The sequence below is a fragment of the Candidatus Zixiibacteriota bacterium genome (assembly GCA_021159005.1).
Classification (GTDB): Bacteria; Zixibacteria; MSB-5A5; order UBA10806; family 4484-95; genus JAGGSN01.
The window spans coordinates 1-23,533 of record JAGGSN010000096.1; the positions used below are offsets into that span (position 1 = coordinate 1).

The 23,533-nt window shown below is 41.6% G+C and carries 20 protein-coding genes and 1 tRNA gene; 9 read left to right on the forward strand and 12 right to left on the reverse strand.

Going from position 1 to position 23,533, the window contains the following annotated elements:
* Nucleotides 1-268: 268 nt before the first annotated feature.
* Genes J7K40_06220 through J7K40_06235 form a run of 4 tightly spaced genes read right to left on the reverse strand, consistent with a single transcriptional unit; the run spans nucleotide 269 to nucleotide 3,388 of the window.
* Nucleotides 269-754, reverse strand: coding sequence for a metal-dependent transcriptional regulator (locus J7K40_06220; protein MCD6161990.1), 486 nt, complete (start codon nucleotides 752-754; stop codon nucleotides 269-271).
* An 8-nt stretch (nucleotides 755-762) separates the two neighbouring features.
* The gene (locus tag J7K40_06225; protein MCD6161991.1) at nucleotides 763-930 is read right to left on the reverse strand and encodes a hypothetical protein; all 168 of its coding nucleotides are present in this window, start codon (nucleotides 928-930) and stop codon (nucleotides 763-765) included.
* A 15-nt stretch (nucleotides 931-945) separates the two neighbouring features.
* A complete protein-coding gene (gene feoB, locus J7K40_06230; GenBank protein ID MCD6161992.1) occupies nucleotides 946-3,105 on the reverse strand; it encodes a ferrous iron transport protein B in 2,160 nt (719 codons plus the stop codon).
* Nucleotides 3,089-3,388 (reverse strand): FeoA domain-containing protein, encoded by a 300-nt coding sequence (locus J7K40_06235; protein MCD6161993.1) that lies wholly within the window; start codon nucleotides 3,386-3,388, stop codon nucleotides 3,089-3,091. The genes feoB and J7K40_06235 overlap by 17 nt, the downstream gene beginning before the upstream one ends.
* A gap of 415 nt (nucleotides 3,389-3,803) precedes the next feature.
* Between J7K40_06235 and J7K40_06240 the strand changes: the two genes are divergently transcribed.
* The 7 genes from J7K40_06240 to J7K40_06270 all read left to right on the forward strand — a co-directional run bounded on the left by J7K40_06240 (nucleotide 3,804) and on the right by J7K40_06270 (nucleotide 13,195).
* Nucleotides 3,804-5,093: a hypothetical protein gene (locus J7K40_06240; protein MCD6161994.1), complete on the forward strand. Its 1,290-nt coding sequence runs from the start codon at nucleotides 3,804-3,806 to the stop codon at nucleotides 5,091-5,093.
* A gap of 186 nt (nucleotides 5,094-5,279) precedes the next feature.
* A complete protein-coding gene (locus J7K40_06245) occupies nucleotides 5,280-6,974 on the forward strand; it encodes a T9SS type A sorting domain-containing protein (protein MCD6161995.1) in 1,695 nt (564 codons plus the stop codon).
* A gap of 221 nt (nucleotides 6,975-7,195) precedes the next feature.
* A complete protein-coding gene (locus J7K40_06250) occupies nucleotides 7,196-8,734 on the forward strand; it encodes a YifB family Mg chelatase-like AAA ATPase (protein ID MCD6161996.1) in 1,539 nt (512 codons plus the stop codon).
* Nucleotides 8,735-8,759: 25 nt separating this feature from the next.
* Nucleotides 8,760-10,157 carry a bifunctional UDP-3-O-[3-hydroxymyristoyl] N-acetylglucosamine deacetylase/3-hydroxyacyl-ACP dehydratase gene (locus J7K40_06255; protein ID MCD6161997.1) on the forward strand — a complete coding sequence of 466 codons (1,398 nt, stop codon included), beginning with the start codon at nucleotides 8,760-8,762 and terminating at the stop codon, nucleotides 10,155-10,157.
* 137 nt (nucleotides 10,158-10,294) lie between these two features.
* On the forward strand, nucleotides 10,295-11,566 hold the full coding sequence (locus J7K40_06260) for an imidazolonepropionase (protein ID MCD6161998.1): 1,272 nt from the start codon (nucleotides 10,295-10,297) through the stop codon (nucleotides 11,564-11,566).
* Nucleotides 11,563-12,063, forward strand: a complete 501-nt coding sequence (locus J7K40_06265; GenBank protein ID MCD6161999.1) for a hypothetical protein — start codon at nucleotides 11,563-11,565, stop codon at nucleotides 12,061-12,063. Before J7K40_06260 ends, J7K40_06265 begins: the two co-directional genes overlap by 4 nt.
* A 106-nt stretch (nucleotides 12,064-12,169) precedes the next feature.
* Entirely contained in the window at nucleotides 12,170-13,195 is a 1,026-nt protein-coding gene (locus J7K40_06270; GenBank protein ID MCD6162000.1) for a PorV/PorQ family protein, read from the forward strand.
* Nucleotides 13,196-13,227: 32 nt separating this feature from the next.
* Here J7K40_06270 and J7K40_06275 read toward each other — a convergent pair whose 3' ends face one another.
* The 7 genes from J7K40_06275 to J7K40_06305 form a co-directional block, all read right to left on the reverse strand.
* Entirely contained in the window at nucleotides 13,228-14,547 is a 1,320-nt protein-coding gene (locus J7K40_06275; GenBank protein MCD6162001.1) for an HlyC/CorC family transporter, read from the reverse strand.
* The gene (locus J7K40_06280) at nucleotides 14,547-15,371 is read right to left on the reverse strand and encodes a zinc metalloprotease HtpX (GenBank protein MCD6162002.1); all 825 of its coding nucleotides are present in this window, start codon (nucleotides 15,369-15,371) and stop codon (nucleotides 14,547-14,549) included. The genes J7K40_06275 and J7K40_06280 overlap by 1 nt, the downstream gene beginning before the upstream one ends.
* A 159-nt stretch (nucleotides 15,372-15,530) precedes the next feature.
* Nucleotides 15,531-16,436, reverse strand: coding sequence for a PTS sugar transporter subunit IIA (locus J7K40_06285; GenBank protein MCD6162003.1), 906 nt, complete (start codon nucleotides 16,434-16,436; stop codon nucleotides 15,531-15,533).
* Nucleotides 16,437-16,890: 454 nt separating this feature from the next.
* Nucleotides 16,891-17,838, reverse strand: a complete 948-nt coding sequence (locus J7K40_06290) for a hypothetical protein (protein ID MCD6162004.1) — start codon at nucleotides 17,836-17,838, stop codon at nucleotides 16,891-16,893.
* A gap of 284 nt (nucleotides 17,839-18,122) precedes the next feature.
* Complete coding sequence (locus J7K40_06295) at nucleotides 18,123-18,659, reverse strand: manganese efflux pump (protein MCD6162005.1); 537 nt, start codon at nucleotides 18,657-18,659, stop codon at nucleotides 18,123-18,125.
* A gap of 9 nt (nucleotides 18,660-18,668) precedes the next feature.
* A complete protein-coding gene (locus J7K40_06300) occupies nucleotides 18,669-19,457 on the reverse strand; it encodes a fibronectin type III domain-containing protein (GenBank protein ID MCD6162006.1) in 789 nt (262 codons plus the stop codon).
* Between the two features lie 56 nt (nucleotides 19,458-19,513).
* Entirely contained in the window at nucleotides 19,514-20,236 is a 723-nt protein-coding gene (locus J7K40_06305; protein ID MCD6162007.1) for a hypothetical protein, read from the reverse strand.
* A gap of 416 nt (nucleotides 20,237-20,652) precedes the next feature.
* On the opposite strand from J7K40_06305, the gene J7K40_06310 reads away from it, so the two are divergent.
* Together J7K40_06310 and argF are read left to right on the forward strand one after the other, a co-directional pair.
* Nucleotides 20,653-20,725 (forward strand) — tRNA-Phe (locus J7K40_06310).
* Nucleotides 20,726-21,090: 365 nt separating this feature from the next.
* Nucleotides 21,091-22,014 (forward strand): ornithine carbamoyltransferase, encoded by a 924-nt coding sequence (gene argF / locus J7K40_06315; protein MCD6162008.1) that lies wholly within the window; start codon nucleotides 21,091-21,093, stop codon nucleotides 22,012-22,014.
* A 916-nt stretch (nucleotides 22,015-22,930) separates the two neighbouring features.
* Here the strand turns inward: argF and J7K40_06320 are convergent.
* A complete protein-coding gene (locus J7K40_06320) occupies nucleotides 22,931-23,329 on the reverse strand; it encodes a response regulator (protein ID MCD6162009.1) in 399 nt (132 codons plus the stop codon).
* Nucleotides 23,330-23,533 lie beyond the last annotated feature (204 nt).

Here is a 23,533-nt window from a genome sequence, read left to right on the forward strand (position 1 = left end):
TTTTTATCGAAGTCGTCCAACATCTTGTCGGCCATTAGATTATAATTCAAGAAAGTTTTGCTTTACTATATAGTATTGAAGAATTCAATTGAAAAGGCCGGGCAGTAGTTAATTATTATATGCGTTAACACGTTATGTGAATACGCAATTTAAAAAGCGTGAGTCGGGTTACAACCAAAGGGAGAAACCCGACATTTTACTGAGGACTCTGGATTTATATATTTAGCTGTAAAATTCGGAATTCCTGTTTCGCCTCAGCTTAGTCATTTTAATTGCTGTATTTATCGCAACAATATTTTTTAAAGTCTTCTACTATATTTTCAATCTCAAAAGAACGAGACTGCAAAAACTCGGCGAAATCATACAGCTTAGTCATTGTTTCAAGACTTATCGAATGCTCCATCGAACACGCATCCGTTTCAGCTATTTTGGGGTCGATCTGTAGCGCCTCAACTAAAAAACGGGTCAGGAAATTATGCCTTTTAAGAAGCCTTTTGGCCAAATTTGCTCCAGCCGGAGTAAGTTCTATAAATTCTCTTGCCTCATGCTTAACTAAACCCTCACTATCAAGACGTTTAATAGCGCTGACTACGCTTGACATTTTAACATCTTTAGCTTTTGCGATGTCTCGAACCCGAGCCACTTTATTTTGCTCGATAAGCATATAGATTATTTCAATATAATCCTCGAGGCTTTCGGATAACTGGCCTACAACCGGGCCTGAATTTGAATTTGCGGAATCATCTTTTTTCATAATAACATCTATTTCTTTGGCGATTCCTCGGAGCTTAATTTGATAAGCTTATCAAAATTTTTGCCTACTTTACAATAAGCGCAAAAATTACAGCCTTTCGTTTGAGCAATCAATGTTTTTCCGGTAAAGTAAACTGCCGCTCCAACAATAACAATAACTACTATAAATTCTATCATAAAATCAACTCCAAACTATCCAAGCCCTAAAATATTTCCACCCTGATAAACCAAAAATGCCATAAGCCAGGCCAATGCAGTAGTATAGCCAATCTGGAATGCCAGTTCTTTCCATGACCGGGTTTCTTTAAAAAATACAGCCATAGCCGCCATACATGGCATATACAAAAGAATAAATACCATAAAGGCATAAGCGATAAGCTTTGAATATCTCGGATCGGAAGCTAATTTATCCCGTAATGATCCAGATTCCTCATCGACCTCGCCCACGCCGTAAACAGTTCCCATTGTTGAAACTACGACCTCTTTGGCGGCAAAACCGGAAATAATAGCAATGCCCAGCCGCCAATCAAATCCCATCGGCTTAAGCACCGGCTCGATTATCTTGCCAAGCCTGCCCGCAAAACTGTACTCAAGATCCTCCGCCGCCATTATAGACTCATACCCGTTTACCAACTTATCTTTTTTGTCAAGAGATATGGTTCCATCGTGATAGGAATTTTCGGCAGAGATTATTAAATTATCATAATTACTGCTATAATTATCCAATTTAGGAAAAGCCATCAAAAACCACATGATAATCGATATACCAAGTATAACCGTGCCGGCTTTACGTAAATATAGCCAGGAACGTTCCCACATATGCAGTAATAAGCTTCTCAGAGTCGGCATGCGATATGGAGGCAATTCCATCACCAACGGAGATGACATCCCCTTGAAACGAGTTGAGCGTAAGATTTTAATCATTGTAACTGCTACAACAATGCCAAGAGCATAAATTGAAAAAACGACATTACCGGCATTCTCAGGCCAAAAAGCGCCGCCGATTAATATATATACTGGCAACCGAGCGCTGCAGCTCATGAAACTGGCAACATGCATGGTTACTAAACGGTCGGTTCTATCCTCGATGATGCGGCATCCCATATATGCCGGAACAGTACAGCCAAAGCCGATTAACATTGGTATGAACGATTTCCCATGAAGGCCGATTTTATGCATTATGCGGTCCATAACAAAAGCCGCCCGCGCCATATAGCCGGTATCCTCCAATAGAGCAATAGCGAGAAATAACAGCATTATAGTGGGCAAAAATACTATCACTCCGCCAACTCCGCCGATAATACCATCCACAACAAGCGAATTAATCAACCCTTCCGGGATAGCGGCAGAAGCTAATTGCGCTATAATGCCAATCAGCCACTCTATCCACTCCATAGGTTTCGCGCCCAGTGTAAATGTCATGTGAAACATCAACCACATCAGCCCGGCGAATATAGGCAATCCCAGAGTTGGGTGAATAAGGAGATAATCGATGGAATCCGAAAGGTCATGCCGCCGTTCAGATGTCATACTGGTTGCCTCAGAGCAAGCGCCGCTGATAAAACCATAACGTTTGTCGGTGATTACCGATGCCGGCTCCTCTTTGAAAAATGTTGTTAACCGCGCGCGGCTTTCTTTGGCTGTTTTCAATATATCATCCGCAAATTTATGTTTATCGATAAATTTAATTACTTCGTCATCGTTTTCGAGCAATTTTAAAGCTAACCAGTTGGGTTTGTAGCTATTTACCGATAAAATATCCCTGGTGATAATTTCACATAATTTGCATATCTCTTTCTGAAACTCCTTTCCGTAATTAATTTTGGCAGGCACCGACCCGAGCCGGTATTCTGCTATATCAATTACAGCATTAACAAGCTCATCCATCCCCTTATTCTTATTTCCAACTGTTGGGATAACAGGTACCCCAAGCAGGTTTGAAAGATATTTACTATCAATTAAAATCCCGCGGTTCTTAGCCATATCGCTCATATTAAGAGCCGCAATCATAGGGATACCCAACTCGCCAATTTGAGTTGTCAGGTAAAGGTTGCGCTCAATATTGGAGGCATCGACAATATCGATTACTATATCCGGTTTTTCCTCAATTATATAATTTCGGGCGATAATCTCATCAAGCGATTGCGCTGAAAGGGAATAAGTTCCGGGAAGATCAACAAACTTTATCTTATAACCATTACGGCTAAGATAACCTTCCTTTTTCTCGACAGTAACTCCGGGAAAATTGCCGACATGCTGGTTAGCACCGGTTAAGTTGTTGAATACGGTTGTCTTACCGGAATTGGGGTTGCCTATCAAGGCAACAACTATATTTTTATCCCGGGGTTCCATTATCGCTGATTCTGATTTTATTAGCCATACCTCTGCCTATGGCAAGCTTTGTCTGGCGAACTTCAATTTCGATAGGTCCACTACCAGAATTTATTAATATTATGAAACTTACGCCGGGATTAAGCCCCATAGAATATATCTTCTCTCTAATTCCATGCCCACCCTCGAGACCAAGCATAGTATAAACCTGGCCAACCCGCGCATCCGAAAGGTGTAGCTGGCCACCCTTTTGAGATTTATTTATTGAAGGTCCCTTTTTCTCTGAACTTCCCCAGAATCGCATTTTTATTAGATTCCTTTCCTATTATATTTATCTAATAAAATTAGACAAGTCTTATTTGTCAACTAATAAATTTAGAATAATGTTTCAAAAATGAAACAAATAATGCAAAATACCGAAAAGATTTAGTTCGTGTTATGTAAGCATGGACATGCCATACGGTTAAGAGCAAATAACAAAATTCTCTTCAAAAACCCAATATCCTAAAAGAAAATTATTTCAGTAAAAAACTTTTTTTATGCTGTCGGATGTTACTTCCGACAGCTCTGGCACTAAAGAAATTATATCGTCGAGAAACCTTTAAGTGCTTGACCTTATGATATAAATGTATATTTTATTAATTAGTATTACATCTTTAATGTTTTTACTTTTTGTAAATTTTTAGCAAAGTGAAACGGCACTTTTTTTTGGAGGAATTATGTCAACATTGGCAAAATGTTTTATTAGTATATTATTAATTGGGATTATCAGCACAAATCCTGTGATTGCGGATAACGTTAAAGATGGCGGAATTGGCAAGAATATCACTACTTCGGTCCCTCGGAATATGACATATCAGGGGATTTTAAAGAATAGCGGCGGTGAACCCGTAACAGATACTACGATTAATATCATCTTCCGGCTTTATAATGATTCAACAGACGGCGATTTTCAGTGGGACGAAACAATTGAGGTTAGCATTGACAGTAGCGGCTATTTCGATGCCGTACTCAGCAATATCAATCTTCCTTTTGGTGAGGATTACTATCTCGAACTTGAGATTTCAGGCGATAGCCAGCCCTTAACGCCCCGTCAGAAGCTGAATATGACTGCCTACTCGGCATTTGCGGATACCTGCCTTTATGCTATCAGTTCGGGCAGCGGCGCCGATGATGACTGGGCTATGGATGGGGATGATATTTATCGCCTTGATGGAAATATTGGCATTGGCACATCAACCCCGGGCAACCTATTGCATATCATCGGGGCAGATTCTATACCGTTGTTAAATGTTGAACAGACCGGACCATATCGGGCAATGCGCGTTTCCAGCCAGAGTCATTGCGCTATCTGGGTGGAATATGCCGGTAATAATGGTTTGCGGATAACAAATGCCGCTAATAATGGCGTTTATGTGGAGCATGCCGGTAATTTCGCCGGTTGGTTCAATGGCAAAGGTTATTTTGCCGGTGATGTTGGTATTGGCACATATAATCCCTCGGTCAAGCTTGATGTTGACGGCGATATTAATGTAAGCGGCAAAGCGACTATAGGTCCCGGTCATATAAATACTGGCGATTATGCCTTTGTAGCCGGGCAATATAACGAAGCTAATGGCATAAGCAGTGCAATCAGCGGCGGACACAACAATTTTGTCGCTGGCGATTACTCCGCGATACCGGGCGGTTATTCAAATACAATAGATTCATCTGCCGATTACTCATATCTATTCGGCATTGCCGGCAGCTTAACCGAAGATTCAACCTTCATGGTCGATATGCCTCACATCCGTTTCGGTGATGAAACCAACGGCTACGAGTTCCCCGCCTCTGATGGTGTCAGCGGGCAGGTTATGGCTACAGACGGCAGCGGTCAGCTAAACTGGGTCGATATTTCTACAATGATTCAATCAAGAATGAAGGATTTGCTGGACAAAATCGAAGCCTTGAAAAGATATAACGCTGAACTTGAAAATCGTATAGCCGAACTTGAAAAAAGCGATAAGTGAAATAATTTTATAAGGAATTACGGCAATAATTTTGAATACTCGGCAGCTTTGAGGCTGCAATTAATAATAGCCTTGACGAAACCTGAAATCAACCTATATTGAATTATAAATAAGCAGTTTATTTGCGTTAGAAGTATGCAATAAATTTGATATGCTGTTATTGCAAATTACAACCAGGAGAATATAATGAAAAAGATCATTTCTATCTTAATCGTGCTCTTGATTTCTTTCTCGATGGCTAATGGCCAGGTGCGCTGCCTGACGCCGTTATTCGAGCAAAGCAAGCTTGATCTCTACAATGCTTTCGGCGGCTCGAAAGGGCCATCGGTAGGAAGCAAGGATATAACCCTTCATGAAGTAGGCGATACTGCGACATTCTGGAACTGGGACCTTACGGTGATGCCGCCTGAGTGGGTACAGATAGCCGCCACTTGCCGAGCGGTAACCGAGTATTCATATATTTTCGTTGCCAATAACCAATGGAATGTCAACATGGATTCTACCGATGTTGCGATGGCGGCGTACTATTGGGAGGAGGGCACCTATAACGATTCCACTGCCGGCATCTATGAACTTGATACGGAGAATTTCGGTTTGCCGCCGGATGAAATCGATAATGATGATCATATCTATATTTTCTACAGCGCGCTGGGTTCATACCAGGGTTCGGTTTTTGACGGTTATTTCTCTGTTTACAATGAATATACCGAGGAGGAAGCCCAGCAGATGGGCGGCCATTCCAACGAGGTTGAGATGTTTTATATGTCATGTCATCCCGGCAACCCGGTTTCGCCGCTAAGAATATCGGTGCTGGCGCACGAGTTCCAGCATATGATACACTGGGCGGCTGACCCTAATGAGGAAACATGGGTTGATGAGGGTTGTGCTGAGTATGCTATGCTGTTGTTTGGCGTACCCGACCCATTGGTTGATTTTCCGAGTAATCCCGATGATGATTTAACCGTATGGGACAGCCATTTCAGCGACTATATCCAGACTTTTATGTTCTTCACCTACCTTGCCGATCATTACGGCGGTGCGGAGATGATATATAATGTAGTTCAGGATCCCCAGAATTCATATTTTGGCGTTCAAAGCGCGCTATATAATATGGGGCACGATATTACTTTTGAACAACTCTTTGTCGATTGGGCAGCTGCTAATTTTTATCATGGCCGGGGCGGCGCCGATTCACCTGAGCCAGACAGTCAGTATATCTATTATTCGATAGACCCGCCGGCATTTAGCACGACCGATTGGCATACCAATTATCCGGCCGGACCAAATAACAGAGGTGTCAATCATTGGGCGGCTGATTATATAGTGTTTGGCAATCCTAATGAAATTGAAGGCAGACTTGTAATATCTTTTGAAGGAAATACTGGCCTGAATTATGGTTTGGGGAGTATTGAGAATTACAATTCCGGCATAATGCAAGCCGACAATTATTATCCGATTAATAATAACTGGACAGGCAGTGTCTATAATTTCAATGATTTTAATTATTTTGCCCTGATGGTTTGCGGACCTGCCAGCTACGGCAATTTTGACTACACTTATGAAGCGGAAATCACTACCGGCATCAATGACGCCCCTATACCGGATGATGGTTTCACTCTGGGACCTCTCTATCCGAATCCGTTCAATCAGAATACGCTGATTGAGTTTTCCCTGCCGCAAGGTCGGGAGGCATCGATTGACATATACGATATCGGCGGCCGTATGGTGCGTCAGTGGCATATTGCCGGCGACAATAAAACCGGGCAGTTAATCTGGGATGGCAAGAACGCTATGGGCAAGGATGTCGTTTCGGGCATGTATTTCATCAGGCTGACGGATGGCGAGGAGAGTCGGGTTGTTAGGGGTGTGTTGTTGAAATAGAGAGGAAAAGTTACAATTTTTATCACTACTGTCCGGCTTTTTGTCCGCCTTAGGCGGATGCAATAATGATGTCATTCCCTCGCCGCGGCGGGGGAAGCCGGAGATTGGTCGTGCCTATACCTCCTGCCGGCTGGCGGGCATGGTATTTTTATCATCCGCCATTGGTTTGGCAAACAACTTTCAAGTTGACACTGCCAGACACCGTGATTATATTCCACGCTATGCTGGCAAAAGTATTTTCCTCAGCCTTATTGGGTATAGAATCGTATATAGTCGAGGTGGAAATTGATGTTTCCGCTCAATTACCAGCGTTTAATACTGTAGGCTTGCCGGAGGGGGCTGTTCGGGAAGCTCGAGAGAGAGTTACCGCCGCTATAAAGAATTCCGGCTACCTTTTTCCGGCCAAACGAATCACGGTAAATCTGGCTCCTGCCGATGTTAAAAAATCGGGTTCCGCTTTTGATTTGCCTATGGCAGTGGGGATATTAGCGGCTATAGGCCAGCTTGTAAATCAGGAAATTGAAGATTACCTGCTTATTGGCGAACTATCCTTAGATGGCAAACTAAGGCCGGTTCCGGGTGTTTTATCAATAGCGATTGAGGCAGGCAAGAAAGGTTTCAAGGGAATCATCCTGCCTGCGGAGAATGCCGATGAGGCGGCAATCGCTGATAATATAACAGTATACCCGGCGAAGAATTTGATTCAGGTTATCGAGTTTCTCGATAATGAAACTGGCATTACTCCTCATAAAATTAACCTTGGAGATATATTCTCAAAAAGCAGAAATTACGTAGTAGATTTTTCTGATGTTAAGGGCCAGGAACACGCCAAACGCGCTTTAGAAATCGCTGCGGCTGGCGGACACAACATTATAATGATTGGCCCGCCAGGCTCTGGCAAGACAATGCTTGCCAAACGGTTTCCGACTATATTGCCCGATATGACGCTTGCCGAAGCGCTTGAGACAACAAAGATATACTCAGCCGGCGGTCATTTAATGCCGGGTCAGGCATTAGTGGCCACTCGGCCATTTAGGTCGCCTCATCATACGATTTCCGATATTGGGTTAACGGGCGGAACAAACAACCTTGTGCCGGGTGAAGTAAGCCTGTCTCATAACGGTGTACTGTTTCTTGATGAGCTGCCCGAATTCAATAAGAATTCCCTCGAAGCACTCCGTCAACCGCTGGAAAATGGCTTTATTAATATAACTCGCGCCGCCGGGTCGGTAGCATATCCCGCCTCATTTATACTTGCCACTGCTTTAAACCCCTGTCCATGCGGTTATTATGGCGATCCAAATCATAATTGCTCATGTTCCAGCGGCCAAATCCAGAAATATATCTCCAAAATATCAGGACCGCTGTTAGATCGCATAGATATTCACATTGAGGTGCCGGCAGTAAAGTTTAAAGAGCTGTCAAGTTTAGCGAATGGTGAAGCATCTGAAGCGATACGCAAACGAGCTAATGAGGCTCGTCAGGTTCAGATTGAACGATTCGCCGATTCTGACGGCACATTCTGCAATGCTCAAATGGAAACACGAATGGTCAGGGATATTTGCAAAATCGACGATGAGTCGTTATCACTGCTGAAAACAGCTATTACTCGTTTAGGCTTATCGGCAAGAGCCTATGACAGGATATTAAAAGTAAGCCGCACAATTGCCGATCTTGAGGGCTTAGAGAATATTAAGGCTCACCATATCTCAGAGGCAATAGGCTACCGTAATCTTGATAGAAACTACTGGGCAACTTAAATTTTAACATAAGATGGTGTAGATTATGTTTACTAATCAGCGTACAATAAAAAAACGAATTTCACTGTCAGGAGTCGGTCTTCACACTGGCGGTCAAACAACAATAACTTTTGTGCCGGCGCCTATTAATCACAGCGTAACTTTTTTCCGCACCGATTTGGAGAACTGCCCTCAGATACCCGCAGATATAGAACATGTTGTTGATATTACACGGGGGACAACTATTGGCATTAATAATATTAAAATTCATACTGTTGAACATGTTCTGGCGGCGATTGCCGGACTTCAAATTGACAATTTGATTGTAGAACTCTCGAACTCTGAACCGCCCGTCATTGACGGCTCAGCCAAACCTTTCGTTGATAAGCTCCTCGAAGCCGGGATAGCCAAGCAGGATGCGCCGAAAAACTATCTCGAAATCGACACGCCTCTGTCCTACTCGGAGAAAGACAGAGGGATTGATATCGTAGTAACCCCATCAAATGATCTGCGCATCACCTTTATGATTGATTATAAGAATCCGGCCTTGGGCACACAGTATACCACACTGGTAGATTTAGACAAAGAGTTCGTTGATGAATTTGCCGCTTCGAGAACGTTTTGTTTTTTAAGCGAGGTTGAAGAACTTCATAAAGCCGGCCTTATTAAAGGAGCCGGATTAGACTCGGCAATTGTATTTGTCGATAGAGAACTCACCAATAAGAAAGCAGATGAACTCAAACAGATAACCGGCTTGAAAGAAAAGGTTTTTGTTGGTAAAACGGGTATCTTAAATGATGTGCCATTGCGTTTCTATAATGAACCGGCGCGACACAAATTAGTTGACCTTCTCGGCGACCTGTTCTTGATTGGAGTGCCGCTCAAAGCTCATATATTAGCCGCGCGTTCCGGCCATGCCGCTAATGTGGAACTGGCTAAAAAAATCCGAACGATTCTTGAGAAAAAACTGCTAACATCAAGGTATGGTTCTGAATCTTCAAATGGAAAATATCTATTAGATATTAATGCTATTATAAAAGCGATGCCTCATCGCTATCCAATGCTGTTAATCGATAGAATTATTGATTTGGAGCCGAAGAAAAAAGTTGTTGCGATAAAAAATGTTACTTTTAACGAACCTCATTTTCTCGGTCATTTCCCGGATCATCCGGTTATGCCCGGAGTGCTTATTGTTGAGGCAATGGCGCAGGCTGGCGGTTTCATGCTTTTAAATTCCATAGAGGAACCCGACAAAAAACTTTTTTATTTTATGGGCATTGATGGTGTCCGGTTCCGTAAACCTGTTGTTCCCGGCGACCAGCTTCGTTTTGAAATCGAGATGGTCCAATACCGTCCAAGATCATGCAAAATTAGCGGCAAGTCTTATGTTGACGGGAAAGTTGTAGCCGAGGGAACATTCTTTGCGGTAATTGTTGACAGATAGATTGTTCACGCTAATGAATAACTAGTAATTGTTCATTATTCATTGCTAATTATTATAAAATGCAATTGACCGATACTATTAATATGATAATCATAAAGCTTGCTTTTAATTTTATCAACTATTAAAATAATAACATTATGAAGAAAATTGCCGCTACTAAAATAATTAAAAACGCCGGACAGCTAATAACAGTGAATGCCCCTGGCCCTATTGGTCCCAGGTCTGGCAAGGCAATGTCCGACTTGGGCATTATTAATAAAGGAGCGGTTGCATTTGCCAGTTCCCGCATCATTGCTGTTGGCGAAACTAAAAAAGTCATGCGGGATGTGGCTATAACCAAACGAACTAAAGTAATAGATGCCGCCGGACAGCTTGTTGCGCCCGGTTTGGTTGATTGCCATTCTCATCCGGTTTGGGCTGGCAATCGCTCGAATGAATTTGAGATGCGACTGCAGGGTAAAAGCTATTTGGATATCGCCAAGGAGGGCGGCGGTATTAAAGCCACTGTCAAGGCAACTCGAAAAGCCTCAGCTAATACTCTATTCAAAAACGGGATGAAAGCCTTAACTGAAATGCTTAAAAATGGAGCCACTACAATTGAGGGCAAATCCGGTTATGGATTAACCCTTAAAGATGAAATCAAGATGTTGAAGGTTTTGCAAAGGCTAAACAAAGAGCATGATGTTGATGTGGTTCCGACATTTCTCGGCGCTCATGAAATACCTGATGAATATAAAGGCAATCCTGATAAATACCTGGGCTTGGTTTGCGGCGAGATGATACCAGCCGTAGTAGAGGCAAAACTGGCGGAGTTCTGCGATGTCTTTTGCGAAAAAGGCGTTTTTAATCTAAAGCAAACACGTATGGTATTACAAACAGCGCAGGCATTTGGAATGAAATTGAAAATCCATGCCGACCAATTAACCTCTATTGGCGGAGCGGAACTTGCGGCTGAATTCGGCGCTATCTCTGCCGACCATCTCGACTGCATTAGCAATGAGGGCATTTTGCTGATAAAAAAAGCCGGCGTTATTCCTGTTCTTCTGCCGGGAAGCGTTTTCATTTTGGGAGTTAAAAAGAAAGCTCCGGCTCGCAAATTAATAAACGAAGGCTTGCCTGTTGCTCTTGGGACTGATCTTAACCCGGGCTCATCCTCAATTCACTCTATGCCGATTACGATGAGTTTAGCCTGTATCGAGTTTAAGATGACTCCTGCCGAGGTTTGGTGCGCCGCCACCTTAAATGCCGCTTTTGCTATCAATAGAGGCAATATTGTCGGCAGTCTGGCGCCGGGGAAAAAGGCTGATGTTGTAATCTGGGAGGCGGAGGATTATCGGGATATTCCCTACTGGTTCGGCAAAAATTCTGTCGCTCGCATCTTTAAAAACGGGCACGATTTAGAATTATGAGAAGCGTTTTAGCATCATTTCTAACAATGTCTATGCTTTTTTTCGCTTGTGGTGTCTATACATTTTCGCCCTCAGCGCTGGGCGGTGTAAAGACTATTGCGATACAACAGTTTACAAATAACACCACCGAATATGGAATCAATGACCTTGTTGCCGATCAGGTTAATCAGGCGTTTATTGATGACAATACTCTCAGAGTTGTTTCCGATGAACAGGCCGATATAATATTGATTGGCGCGGTTGTCGCATATTCTCATGAACCATATACATATAATGAAGCTGAGAGCGTGCAGGAGTATGTATGCCGTATCAGCCTGAAAATCAAGATAGAATATGCCGATTCTGAAAAAATCCTGTGGGAGGATAATAAGCTTTCCGATTACGGAATATATTCAGTTACAGGATCCACCGGAAATCAAACTCAGGATGATGCAAACCAGGCGGCTATCGAAAAACTTGTTGAGGAAATTTTGAACCGAACAGTTAAAGGGTGGTAAAACATATATGAACATTCAGGCTGAAATGAGGATACTTTAAAAACAGATTAATTAAAATATTATGGTGTAAACGATAGCTAACTTAACGTAATTTGGCGGAGATAATATGAGAATTATAACAACAACAGCAATTATCTTGATGATAAATATAGCGGTTTGGGCGGGCAGCGATGATGTTGGGACAACAGCTTATCCATTCTTAAAAGTAGGCGTAAGCGCCAAATCTCAGGCTATGGCAGGGGCTTTCGTTGGTCTGGCGGATGATTTAAGCAGTTTGCACTGCAACCCGGCAGGCTTGACCGCTCCGGTTTATGATTTGTCTGTGTATGATGATTACAATGAAGAAGAATATGACGATACCGATGAATTCATATCAAAAGCCTATATCGAATCTCGCTTGGATAAACCTAATAAATTTTTCGCAACGTATATGGATTATCTTCTCGACTTCCAGACCGGTTATATAGGATATGCACGTTATCTCAATGAGCTTAGCTCGATTGGTTTTTCCTTGCAATACCAGGATTATGGAACCTTCGACCGGCGTGAGAGCGATAATAGCCCAAACGGCACATTTAGCGCTTATGATATGGCCTTTGGTCTAACTTATTCCAAAAGATTAAATCGCGAATTGTCTCTTGGGATTACTGCTAAGTTTATTATCGAGAAGATAGATTCAGCTTCCTCGGATGCTATAGCTTTAGATTTAGGCAGCTTGTATCGTTTTAGGGGAGGCAGAACCAGCTTGGGATTAGCTGTAAAAAATATGGGAACTCAGCTTAAAGGATTTACCAAATCACATAAAGACCCATTGCCGGTGATGGTGGATTTGGGTTTCTCGCACTCATTGCAAGGCATGCCTATGACAATCAACGGTGATATTACATATCCTTTCGATAATAATCCGTTTTTTGCTTTTGGCGCTCAATGGGAATCTTTCAAGCCGTTTTTCCTTCGATTGGGTTGGTCATCCGCCGGGCTGGATTATAAAACCGGCTCAGATAATGACATTTATGGCGGATTTGCCGCTGGTTTTGGCTATCAATTTAAGGATTACCTGCTTGATTATGCCTATTCATCTTATGCCGATATTGCCAATGTTCACAGAATAACAATAGCAGCGCAGTTTTAACTATACTAACGGACGGCGTCCCCGCCAGACAGCTATTTTGCCTTTTTGCCGTGCTTCAATTTCGATGCTAATATTAATTTAATTCGATGATTTTCTTTTTCAATAACTTTCAGGCTGAATTTCCCAAAATCAACAACATCATTTTTTGATGGAATCCTGCCGAGTTTTGTGGCAATCATCCCCCCAACTGTTTCGAAATCGCCACTTTCTATTTTCACGTCGAACTCATTAGCAAACTCATCAATAGGCATTGAGGCTATAACCCGAGCCTTGTTGCTGTCAATAAACTCGATTTTAGAGGTTTCTTTATCGTACTCATCCTGTATATCGCCGACGATTTCTTCGATTACATCCTCCATAGTGATAATGCCGTCAGTGCCGCCAAATTCATCAAGAACAATCGCCATCTGAAATTTATCTTTTTGCATCTCCCTGAGCAGTTCTGATATTTTTTTTGAATCGGGGACAAAATTCGCTGGTCTGACAATATCCTTAAGTACAAAAAGGTCTTTGTGCGCGTAAACATATAAAAGGTCTCTTGAATGGATTACACCTTTGATATTATCGAGATTCTCCTCATAAATAGGAAAACGGCTGAAGCTTTCTTCGGTGGCGCCTTTGAGGAATTCATCGGTTGGGTTATTTATATCGAATGCCACTATATCGGTTCGGGGAGTCATCGCCCTTTTAACTGTAGTATCGGTAAATTCAAAAACCGATTTTATTAACAGATGTTCTTCCTTATCGAATATGCCTTTTTCATAACCGTCTTTGATTATAAGCTGAATCTCTTCCTCGCTGACAGTACTCTCAGGTTTGGTTTTCGGGGAAAAACCCATAAGCTTTAAACAAATATTAGTAGAGGAAGTAAGTACTTTGATAATGATTATAAATATTTTCAAAGCATACCATGTTGGCGCTCCGGCCCATAATGCTATCGATTCGCTTTTCCTGATTGCTAAAGCTTTAGGAACAAGCTCCGCAATAACCAGGAACAAATATGAAATTATTAATACTACTAATGTTAAAGATATCGCCTCTGAGGCTGACTGTATTGATGGAATTGGAATTTTCCCAATTAGCGGACCAATAATGTTAATTGCTAATGTGGTACCGATTGCCGATGCCGCTGATAGTGTTACAGTCATACCTATTTGCACAACGGCAAAAAAATCGTCCGGGTTTGATTTTAATTTATCAACAAAAGCCGCTTTCTTATTGCCCTCGGCAATCAGTTTTTTTAAACGGCTCGACCTGACTGCAACTATAGCGATTTCTGAGGCGGAAAAAAAACCGGATAATAATATTAAAATAATAATAAGAAGAAGCTGTAAAATTACTGTAAATATCATTAATTAATATCGCCTCTTGAAAATGCCCTCAATCGCGCAATCCTCTCCTCGATTGGCGGATGAGTAGAAAACAGGCTGGCCATACCTTTGGCGGATAGGGGATTAATTATAAACATATGAGCGGTTGCAGGATTAGCGTTCAACCTTTTTTTATGAGATGATATATGCAATTTTTCTAAAGCCGAGGCCAATCCTATAGGATTATGAACAAATCCCGCCCCGGTTTGGTCGGCGGCATATTCCCGTGAACGCGAAACCGCCATCTGGATTAATAATGCCGCTATTGGCGCGGTTATCATAATCAATATCCCCAAGTATGGATTATCATTGTCATCGCCGCCGGTAAACCAGGCTAAGCGGGATACCATTGTTATTGCCCCGGCAATTACCGCCGCTATCGTTCCGATAAGAATATCACGGTTTTTCACATGCGCCAACTCATGCGCTACTACTCCCTCAAGCTCCTGATTGTCAAGAATGTCCAGCAAGCCGGTTGTGGCGGCTACCGCGGCGTTATGAGGATTTCGGCCAGTGGCAAAGGCGTTAGCATGCGGTTTATCGATAATATATACTTTGGGCATTGGTATGCCAGCCATCTGAGATACTCTTCTGACTGTTTCGGTCAGGCGGGAGTTATCGGGCGCTGGTTTAGCCTTATACATTCGCAGAATAATCTTATCCGAAAACCAATAGTTTCCCAGATTAAAAGCCAGGGCGATAATAAAAAATATTACCATCCCCTGTGTTCCGCCAAAATAGCTGCCTATCAGCACAAGCAAGACAGTTAATAATACCAATAAAAATATCGTTTTCGTATTGTTCATATCATTATTCTTTTGAAAATCTCAAATCATCCGCAAAGATATTAATTACTATTATCCCTCAATGTCAAGTTTAAATTATTATACATGCTTTGGATTAAAACAGTTTCGGATTTGATACCTATTAATAATATTTTGCCATTTGAACAAGCGCTAATATTGCTACCCTCTGATAATTTTGGAGACAATATCTGTTTTGGTAATAACGCCGGCAAGTTTTCCCTCAGCCAACACCGATACCATCTCGACTTTTTTGAACAACATCATCGCCGCAGCTTCAACGACCGGAGCATTTATATCCACAATTATCGGATTAGGATTCATAAAATTGGAGACTTTCGCAGAATGTTCTTTTTGAAGAAGCTCCTCGAACGACTCGATTTCGGGAAGATTGGCAACATTGGCGATAAAACTCTTATAGTTTGGCAAGGCATATTTCAATAGTTCGGTTCCGGTTATTTCACCGACCAGCTTATTGTCATTATCAACGACCGGCAAACATCTGAGATTATGCTTGAAGAAAACATTGGCAACATCTTTTAATGTTTTGTCGGTTTTGATAGTAATCGGATCGGGCGTCATCACATCGCCTATTGTAAGCACCTTTTTTATCATAATATTAGTCCTGTCTATATACTCGATTAATTCTTTTGGCGATTTGGCGTTTAATACAGACGGTACAGTTTCGGGCAAGCGAGAAAAAGCTGCCAGTCCGGATAAGGTCTGCAGATAATTTTTCGAGATATTCCTCGGAGTTAATAACAAGACGATTACATGAAGCGGTTTATTATCCGGCGCATCGATGGCAAGACCATCGGGAATCACCCCGATTATAACCGAAAGACCATTAACAATATCGGTTCTTGCGTGAGGGAAAGCGACTCCCCTGCCCATTGATGTACTGCTTAGTTTTTCTCTTTCGCTGACCGCCTTTAATATTTCGTCCTTGCTTTTTTCGGGATATTTTTTGCAGAATAAACCTGCTAATTGCTCGATAGCATCCTCTTTTGAGGAGGCTTTCATATCAATTTTAATGAGGTCCGGATCAATGATGCTGCTTAACTTCATTCGATAACTCCGCTTTTATTATATCCTCGCTGTCTTGGCATTTGCAATATTTGTGCACCGTTTAGCAAACTAATTAATTTACGAATATATAAGATGCCAATATTCAATAATTTTTTACATTGTCAACAAATTCTTTATTTTATTCTATCCTTTTTACATATTATTTATTTCGGAATAGTTTCATTCTCCCCCAGCGAATTTATGCTATGATTTAAATTAATTTTTAAGCGCAAAAAAGACGAACAGCAGCAGGTCGGGTTCCGACCAGAGGGAGAAACCCGACATTTTAGTTCGGTAGATAGGGTTCTCCGTCTAAGCTGACCGCGGCGGAGAGAAGCCTACGCTTTGCAAACACAACCTGTTTTGGTTTATTTCCCGCCTTTGAATAAAATCACCGGCGAGGGATGATGGTTATTATACAATTCCTTCATCCTTTCCTGAATTCATCTTACTCTTACTTCTTCTGACCAAAATCCGTTCCGTTAATCCCAAAAGTAACGTAATGAATATAGTCATCCTCAAGCTCGGGGTTTTTCTTGGCGGCATAGTCTGCTCTTAAGTTGCCGAGATTAATACCGCACCCGAATGAGAACAGCGATTCGTCTATCTCGTCCTCATTAAACTCAAGATTCGTGGTTTCATGCCCCGCTCTTATAGACAGGAACTTACCAAACGTGAATTCGGAACCTAAAGAATAGCGCAAAATCTTACCGCCGCTTCCAAGCTCCGCCTGAATACCAAGTCCGATAATACCGTCGAGCAGGCTTACATAAGCGCCGCTATTGATTGCGCTCGGTAGTTCAATCTTCTCGTAATCGTTTTCAGAATTATTTATTTTCGCAATGTTGCGAGCAGTGGCGCTTAATGTTAGTATACTCAATCGTATTTGCGCTCCGATATTTACTCCGAAAGCGGTGCCGTCTTTATCCTCTAATTTGTTTTGATAAATATCGCCCGAAACTCCGATAACGGCCAGCTTGGTTATCGCATAAGCCATCCCGAATACTCCCATGCGATAATGATGTTCCGGGATATCGAAATTAAAATACTTCCTGTTTTCAGGTATTGCCCTGAAACCAACACGCAAGCCGAAAAATTCGGTGATTTTGCCATGAGAATACATCAAAGCGGCAGAATGGATGTAGGTATTATCATCATCATGAGGATAATACATCAATGAATACTCTATGCCGCTTATCTGCCAGATAGAGGCAGGGTTGCCGAACATGCCGGTTGAGTTTAGGGGAAGCGATTCCCCGATATTACCCATAGCGATAATCCGGGCGCTGTTTGGATAGTTGTTTAAATCGCTTACATCATCAGACCAGACTGCCTGCGCCGCAAAGCCCATGATGATTAACAAGGCTACAATAATTATCGTGATTTGGCTAAACTTTCTCATAATGCAACTCCCTTTTTGCTTAATATTTATATTTATACGATAATTTCAAATGCTAACCCCTTTTTAATGGTGCTGAGCTAAAGATAAGCTCTCAAAAACGTATAGCAAGACATTTCTGTCTATTTCAGGGTTGAATATATGAAAATTCACTGACAGAACCTGTCAGCAGCAAGAGGAAAATATTAATAAGGGGCAGACGAGTTCGCCAATTGCGGATGCCGCCCACGCACAGTGGCGTGTCGGGTTTCTCCCGTTGGTCGGAACCCGACCTACGTCTCTCGCCCTTAGCAAATAATCCGAATCCCAATCGCCATCAATATCAAGCCGCCAAGTATGAGCGCCCGATGCCCCAGCCGGTCATACAGCATAACCCCAAGATACAACCCGATTGCAGTCATAACCGAGCAGACAACGCCGATAATAATAGCCGGCTTGATTATCGAAATGTCCAGCAAACCGAAACCGACGCCAACGCCAAGAGCATCCAAACTGGTGGCAAAAGATAACATCAAGAGAATCCAACCCTTCGATAAATCGGGAAGCTTGTCAGGTTTATCCTTGATGCCCTCATAAAACATCTTCCCGCCTATGAGAAGGAGCAGGAGCAAGACAATCCAACTGCCATAGCTGCCAATCCATTGCGATAGAAACTCGCCCAAGAACCAGCCGATTATCGGCATCATAAACTGGAACAAACCGAAATGCCAGCCCAAACGGAAAACCCTTCGCCAAGTAAAGCCCTGCGCGCCGCAGGTTAAGGCAACGCTGAAAGCATCAAAGCCAAGCCCGATGCTGATAAGAATTATCTCAATAAATGCGATATGGTTCATCTATGGATTAATGCCGGGCGGGTAATATATATAATCGAAAACCGCGGTAAGATTAGGCTGTTGCCGGGCAAATTTCACCAAGGTCAATTTGGCCTGACCGCCGCCTGTTAATTTCAGAATGTATATCCTGCCCTTAATGAGAGGTTTAGTTTGTCTGAATATATCCTTAGAATTAAATCCCCCGATTTTTATCATAGTCTTTCGCAAACTCGAATGCAGGCGCGAGGGGCTGGATATGCCGCTTTTCTCAGCCGTAGCATATATGTAGAAATCGTTATCGAAATCGCGCGCGGCGGTCAGCTTGTTTTTGGCAAAGCTGAAGCCGCTCTGCTTGGTTGTATGATTCTGGGATATCTCAAGCCGTCCCTGCGCCAAAGGTCGAAACATAACCCGCGCCGATGGTTCGGACATCCTGCCGCCAGCGAAAACCGTGCGGATATAGGCATAGTATTTTTTGCCGTTAGTCAGGCGCAGAAGCTCGATGGATTCGCGGGCAATGTCGCCATCGGTATCGCCGGGATAGGGGCCGCTGTTGTATAGCTCGCCTTCGTTTTCGGGAGTATCGGCCAGATAGATATTATAGCCTGATATAGGCGTTTTATCATCGCGGTTGATGTTCCAACAGAGGGCGGCGCCTTTGCTTTTAGTAGTTGCTTTCAGGTTGTAGGGAACATTTGGCTTGATAACCATAACCGGTTTTGGGCCGCAGGCAAGTATAGATAGAATTGAAAGGACCAGGATTATTAACAGAGTAAAAACCTCATTATATATTTTGGTGATTATTTTCATAGTTATACCATTTGTAAAAATGTTATTAATTTAATAGCCTGTCTTGAAATGATATGCTAATTAAAGCCATACATTATTCCAGCCTGAATTTGAGTTGTTGATAAATCCATCTTGAAGCTTTCCGGTTCGCCATAGATTGGAGAAACAGGCATATTGGTTGTACCAAAAGTCCAATCCCCACGTATGGAGCCGCTGAGTTCTTGCGATATTCTTATATCTATCCCGGCAGTAAAATTTGCCGCCAATGCTGTTTGAACATGCCGGATACTGTAATCGATACTATGGTCAAGCCGCATAGGGAAAACAGAAATTCCCGTTCCCGCAAATGGGATAATCGGTTGTTTGTTCTGAAAATCGAGAAGTACCAGTATGGAGGCGCTGAAAATAGCCACGTTTAGATCAAGATTATGATTGACAACAGTATCTGAGAATTGACCGGTACCTACAAATGCTTGTTTGGTTTTTAATGTATATGTCAAAAAATCAAACTCGCCGGCGAAGTGATGAGAAAATCTGATTCGCAGCCCGGCAGAAAAATCGAATGAACCCTTGAAATCGCCGATAGAATCTGTCGAATTAATTGTATCATAATAGTATTCGTTAGCCCAATTTACAAACTTTTCGAAATGCGGACCGCTGGAGTAGCCGAGTAGAATAAAGAACGAATTCTTATAAAAATATTCCGGCTGACTGTATCGGCCGCCAAACTGCGGCCAGGCTGATTCGGCAAATATGATTAGTAGAGCGCCAGCTAATAGTATTACACGCAATTTTTTCATTGCGCATATTATCAGGGGAAGTACAGACAATGTCAATAGAAATCAGGTATTATAATTGGAAAGGTTGGTGCACGAGGACGTACACCAGCCGCAAGCATACACCGGGACATGATTCATCAGCCGCAAGCATACACGGGGACGTGCATTAACACCAAGGATGCGTATATATGTCCAAAATGCAACTCGTTTTTGAGACCATCTGACTTGGGATAAGAATACGCGCCAACTATAAAAATCTCTTAATCTTACTGCAATTTGCCGTAAAATAGAGGATAATTTTATAAGTATATAGTAAAATTTCTTGACCGCCGACAGTTAATGCCTATATTGAATGCCCAAGACGGTAGCGGCAGTAAAAGTGCTGATAATTATGCCGATACTGTGAATGTTGTTGTTTGACAATAAAGCTTTTTTATGGCGCCCTAGCTCAGTTGGTAGAGCAACGGACTGAAAATCCGTGTGTCCGCAGTTCAATTCTGCGGGGCGCCACTTTTTATTGTTACAGCAAAATGTTGCGATATTATGAAGAACTATTTTCGGGCTTTGACCATCCACATGTCAAAGTGACCGCTAATAATTTAATGACTGGAATATCCATATTATTTGAGACGCTTGATAGAATTATTCTGAATTATTCACAAATTATAACATGTGCTGGCATACGTCTTAGGCATATTTTTCTGCCAGATGTGTCAGGTTTCTCGTTTGACTGCTTAGGTAGAATTCATTCGAAACCCGACCAATAATTGAATGAAATTTAGGAAACTCCAGCTAAACTGCTATTGCTTTTTCGACTATCTATCTATATATTAAACGCGACTTTTATTGATTAAATTATTACTGCGGAGGAATAAATGACTAATATAACCAAACGTGATTTCGTCGCCATTTCAGATTTCAGTGAATCAGAAATCAGGGAAACACTAAAACTGGCTATAGATATGAAAAAGAAAAGGCAAAAACTTGATGTTTTATCCGGTAAAACTATCGGCTGTATATTCCATAAAGCATCACTGCGAACACGCATTTCATTCGAGGTTGGTATTGCTGAACTTGGCGGAAATTCACTTTATATCACCGAAAAAGAAATCGAATTGGGAAAACGTGAATCGATTTATGATGCCGCTAAAGTATTGTCGCGTTATTTGGCTATGATTGTTATCAGAACCTTTTCTCACAGCGATGTCGAACAATTGGCAGAACATGCCGGCATACCGGTTATAAATGCCCTAACGGATTTACTGCATCCCTGCCAGATTATGTCGGATATTTTGACTATTGTCGAACATAAAGGAAAAATCGATAACTTGAAGATAGCCTATTTGGGCGACGGCAACAATATTACCAATAGTTGGCTAAAAGCGGCTGTTCGCCTGCCTATTGATTTAAGGATAGGAACGCATAAAGATACTCCGCCTAATGCGGCTATTGCAGCAGAAGTAGAGAAAGCCGGCAAATCTAAAGTAACAATAACCGATGACCCGCTTAAAGCTGTGTTGAACGCCGATGTTATCTATACCGATGTCTGGGCTTCAATGGGACAAAAACACTTGCAGGATGAAAAGGTAAAACTTCTGAAAGCATTCCGCATTGATGCTGACTTATTGAAAAAGGCTGATTCCGAGGCGATTGTTATGCATTGTCTGCCAGCCAATCGAGGTATGGAGATCACCGATGAAGTTATGGACGGTCCGCAATCCGTAGTGTTCGATCAGGCTGAAAATCGACTTCATATGCAAAAAGCTATTATGGTTAAATTAGCTCGGGAAAGTTTTTAATTTGGAAGGTTAACTAAACGAAAACAAATAATATTGATTAAATAGATGCTTTATCTGAATAAAAAAAGGGGGAAGCTTATGCCCCCCCTTCATAAGGTCAACTTCTTAATTCGTCCATCTCAGATATGATTTAACTCTAATTTTCTTTCCGGATGGCGTGGTACGAGTGTAACCTTTCACGCGTGTTCTCTTGCCGGTTGTCCTTTTCCTGGGCATTCAATCACCTCCTGATTTAGTGTTACCCTTGAGTAATTTCCAGCCTGATTTACTGTTCGCTATAATTGTCGGATATACTGGTAAGCAATTTAATTAAATTTAGTAATTTATGTTCCATAGCAAGAACTTATGTTTCATAAGTGATACAGTCTATAGTTTGCAATAGCAAACATACTTTATCTAAAACATTTCTATATTTTACTGATGCTATCCAATGGCAAGGTCAATTAGAAGCATATCAGCATAATTGAACATTATTACATGAGTTAGAGCTATTAAGATAATAGAGAAATGCTATATATTGCTAATACATGATATGCTGTTCGCTAATACTAACAACAAATTACGCTCAGATTTCATTTTTTAGTATGTTTTAGGCAGTTCAAAATTGAAACCCTAATTCGTATTAATTATTATATTAAGAAACGCACATCCTGAATTCGAAGCAATAATAACTGTAAACATACATTAATTATAAATTGTAAGGAGGGAATATTAACTCTAAGTGAATTCATCTGCCGGCAGGTTGTTTAGCCGCGGCGGTTGACAACATAAGACTTTCGATAAAAAGCAGCAGTATAGCTTTGGCTGTTTGTTCCCAAGCCTAAAGTCAAACAACCCGCAGACCATATCCGTGCTTCTGCTCTGGCAATCAAGCATTGCCGCAAGTTTGCCTATCCGCACCTGGCAGTTAATAGGCTTAGATAAATGTTTTCAGGATCTCTTGTTGAAGACCTTGAAGTTCGGAATAGGCGCTGTTAATTTCGAAAATCTTTTCATTAGGTTTCTTCATTAGTCTGTTTTTTTCCAAACCATTACGAAATATTATCAAGATATTGTCATTGTCCCAAGGCTTCTCGATATACTGAAACAAACCGACATTATTTATAGCCTTTATCGTATTTTCCTTGTCTGCATAACCGGTAAGTATAATTCTTGGTATTTCAGATTTTATTTTCTTAACCTCAGCTAAGAAGGAAATACCATCCATTTCAGGCATCAAATAGTCAGAGACAACAATATCGACATCGTTTTCCAGAATATATTCCAAAGCTTCATTTGCCGAGGAAAAAGTTTTAATGTAATAATCTGTTTCCAGTGATAAGAATTAATACAGGCTTGTTAGAACTATTTCCTCATCATCAACAATTAAAATTGTCTATTTTGCTTTAAACTCTTTCACTTTATTCTCCAAGAAATATATCAATTCTACTATTTCAACTTCATATTATTAAGGTAGTAAAAACATCACTACTGTCCGGCCTTTTTTATAGAATTCTTAAAATAATACCCAACAATCGAA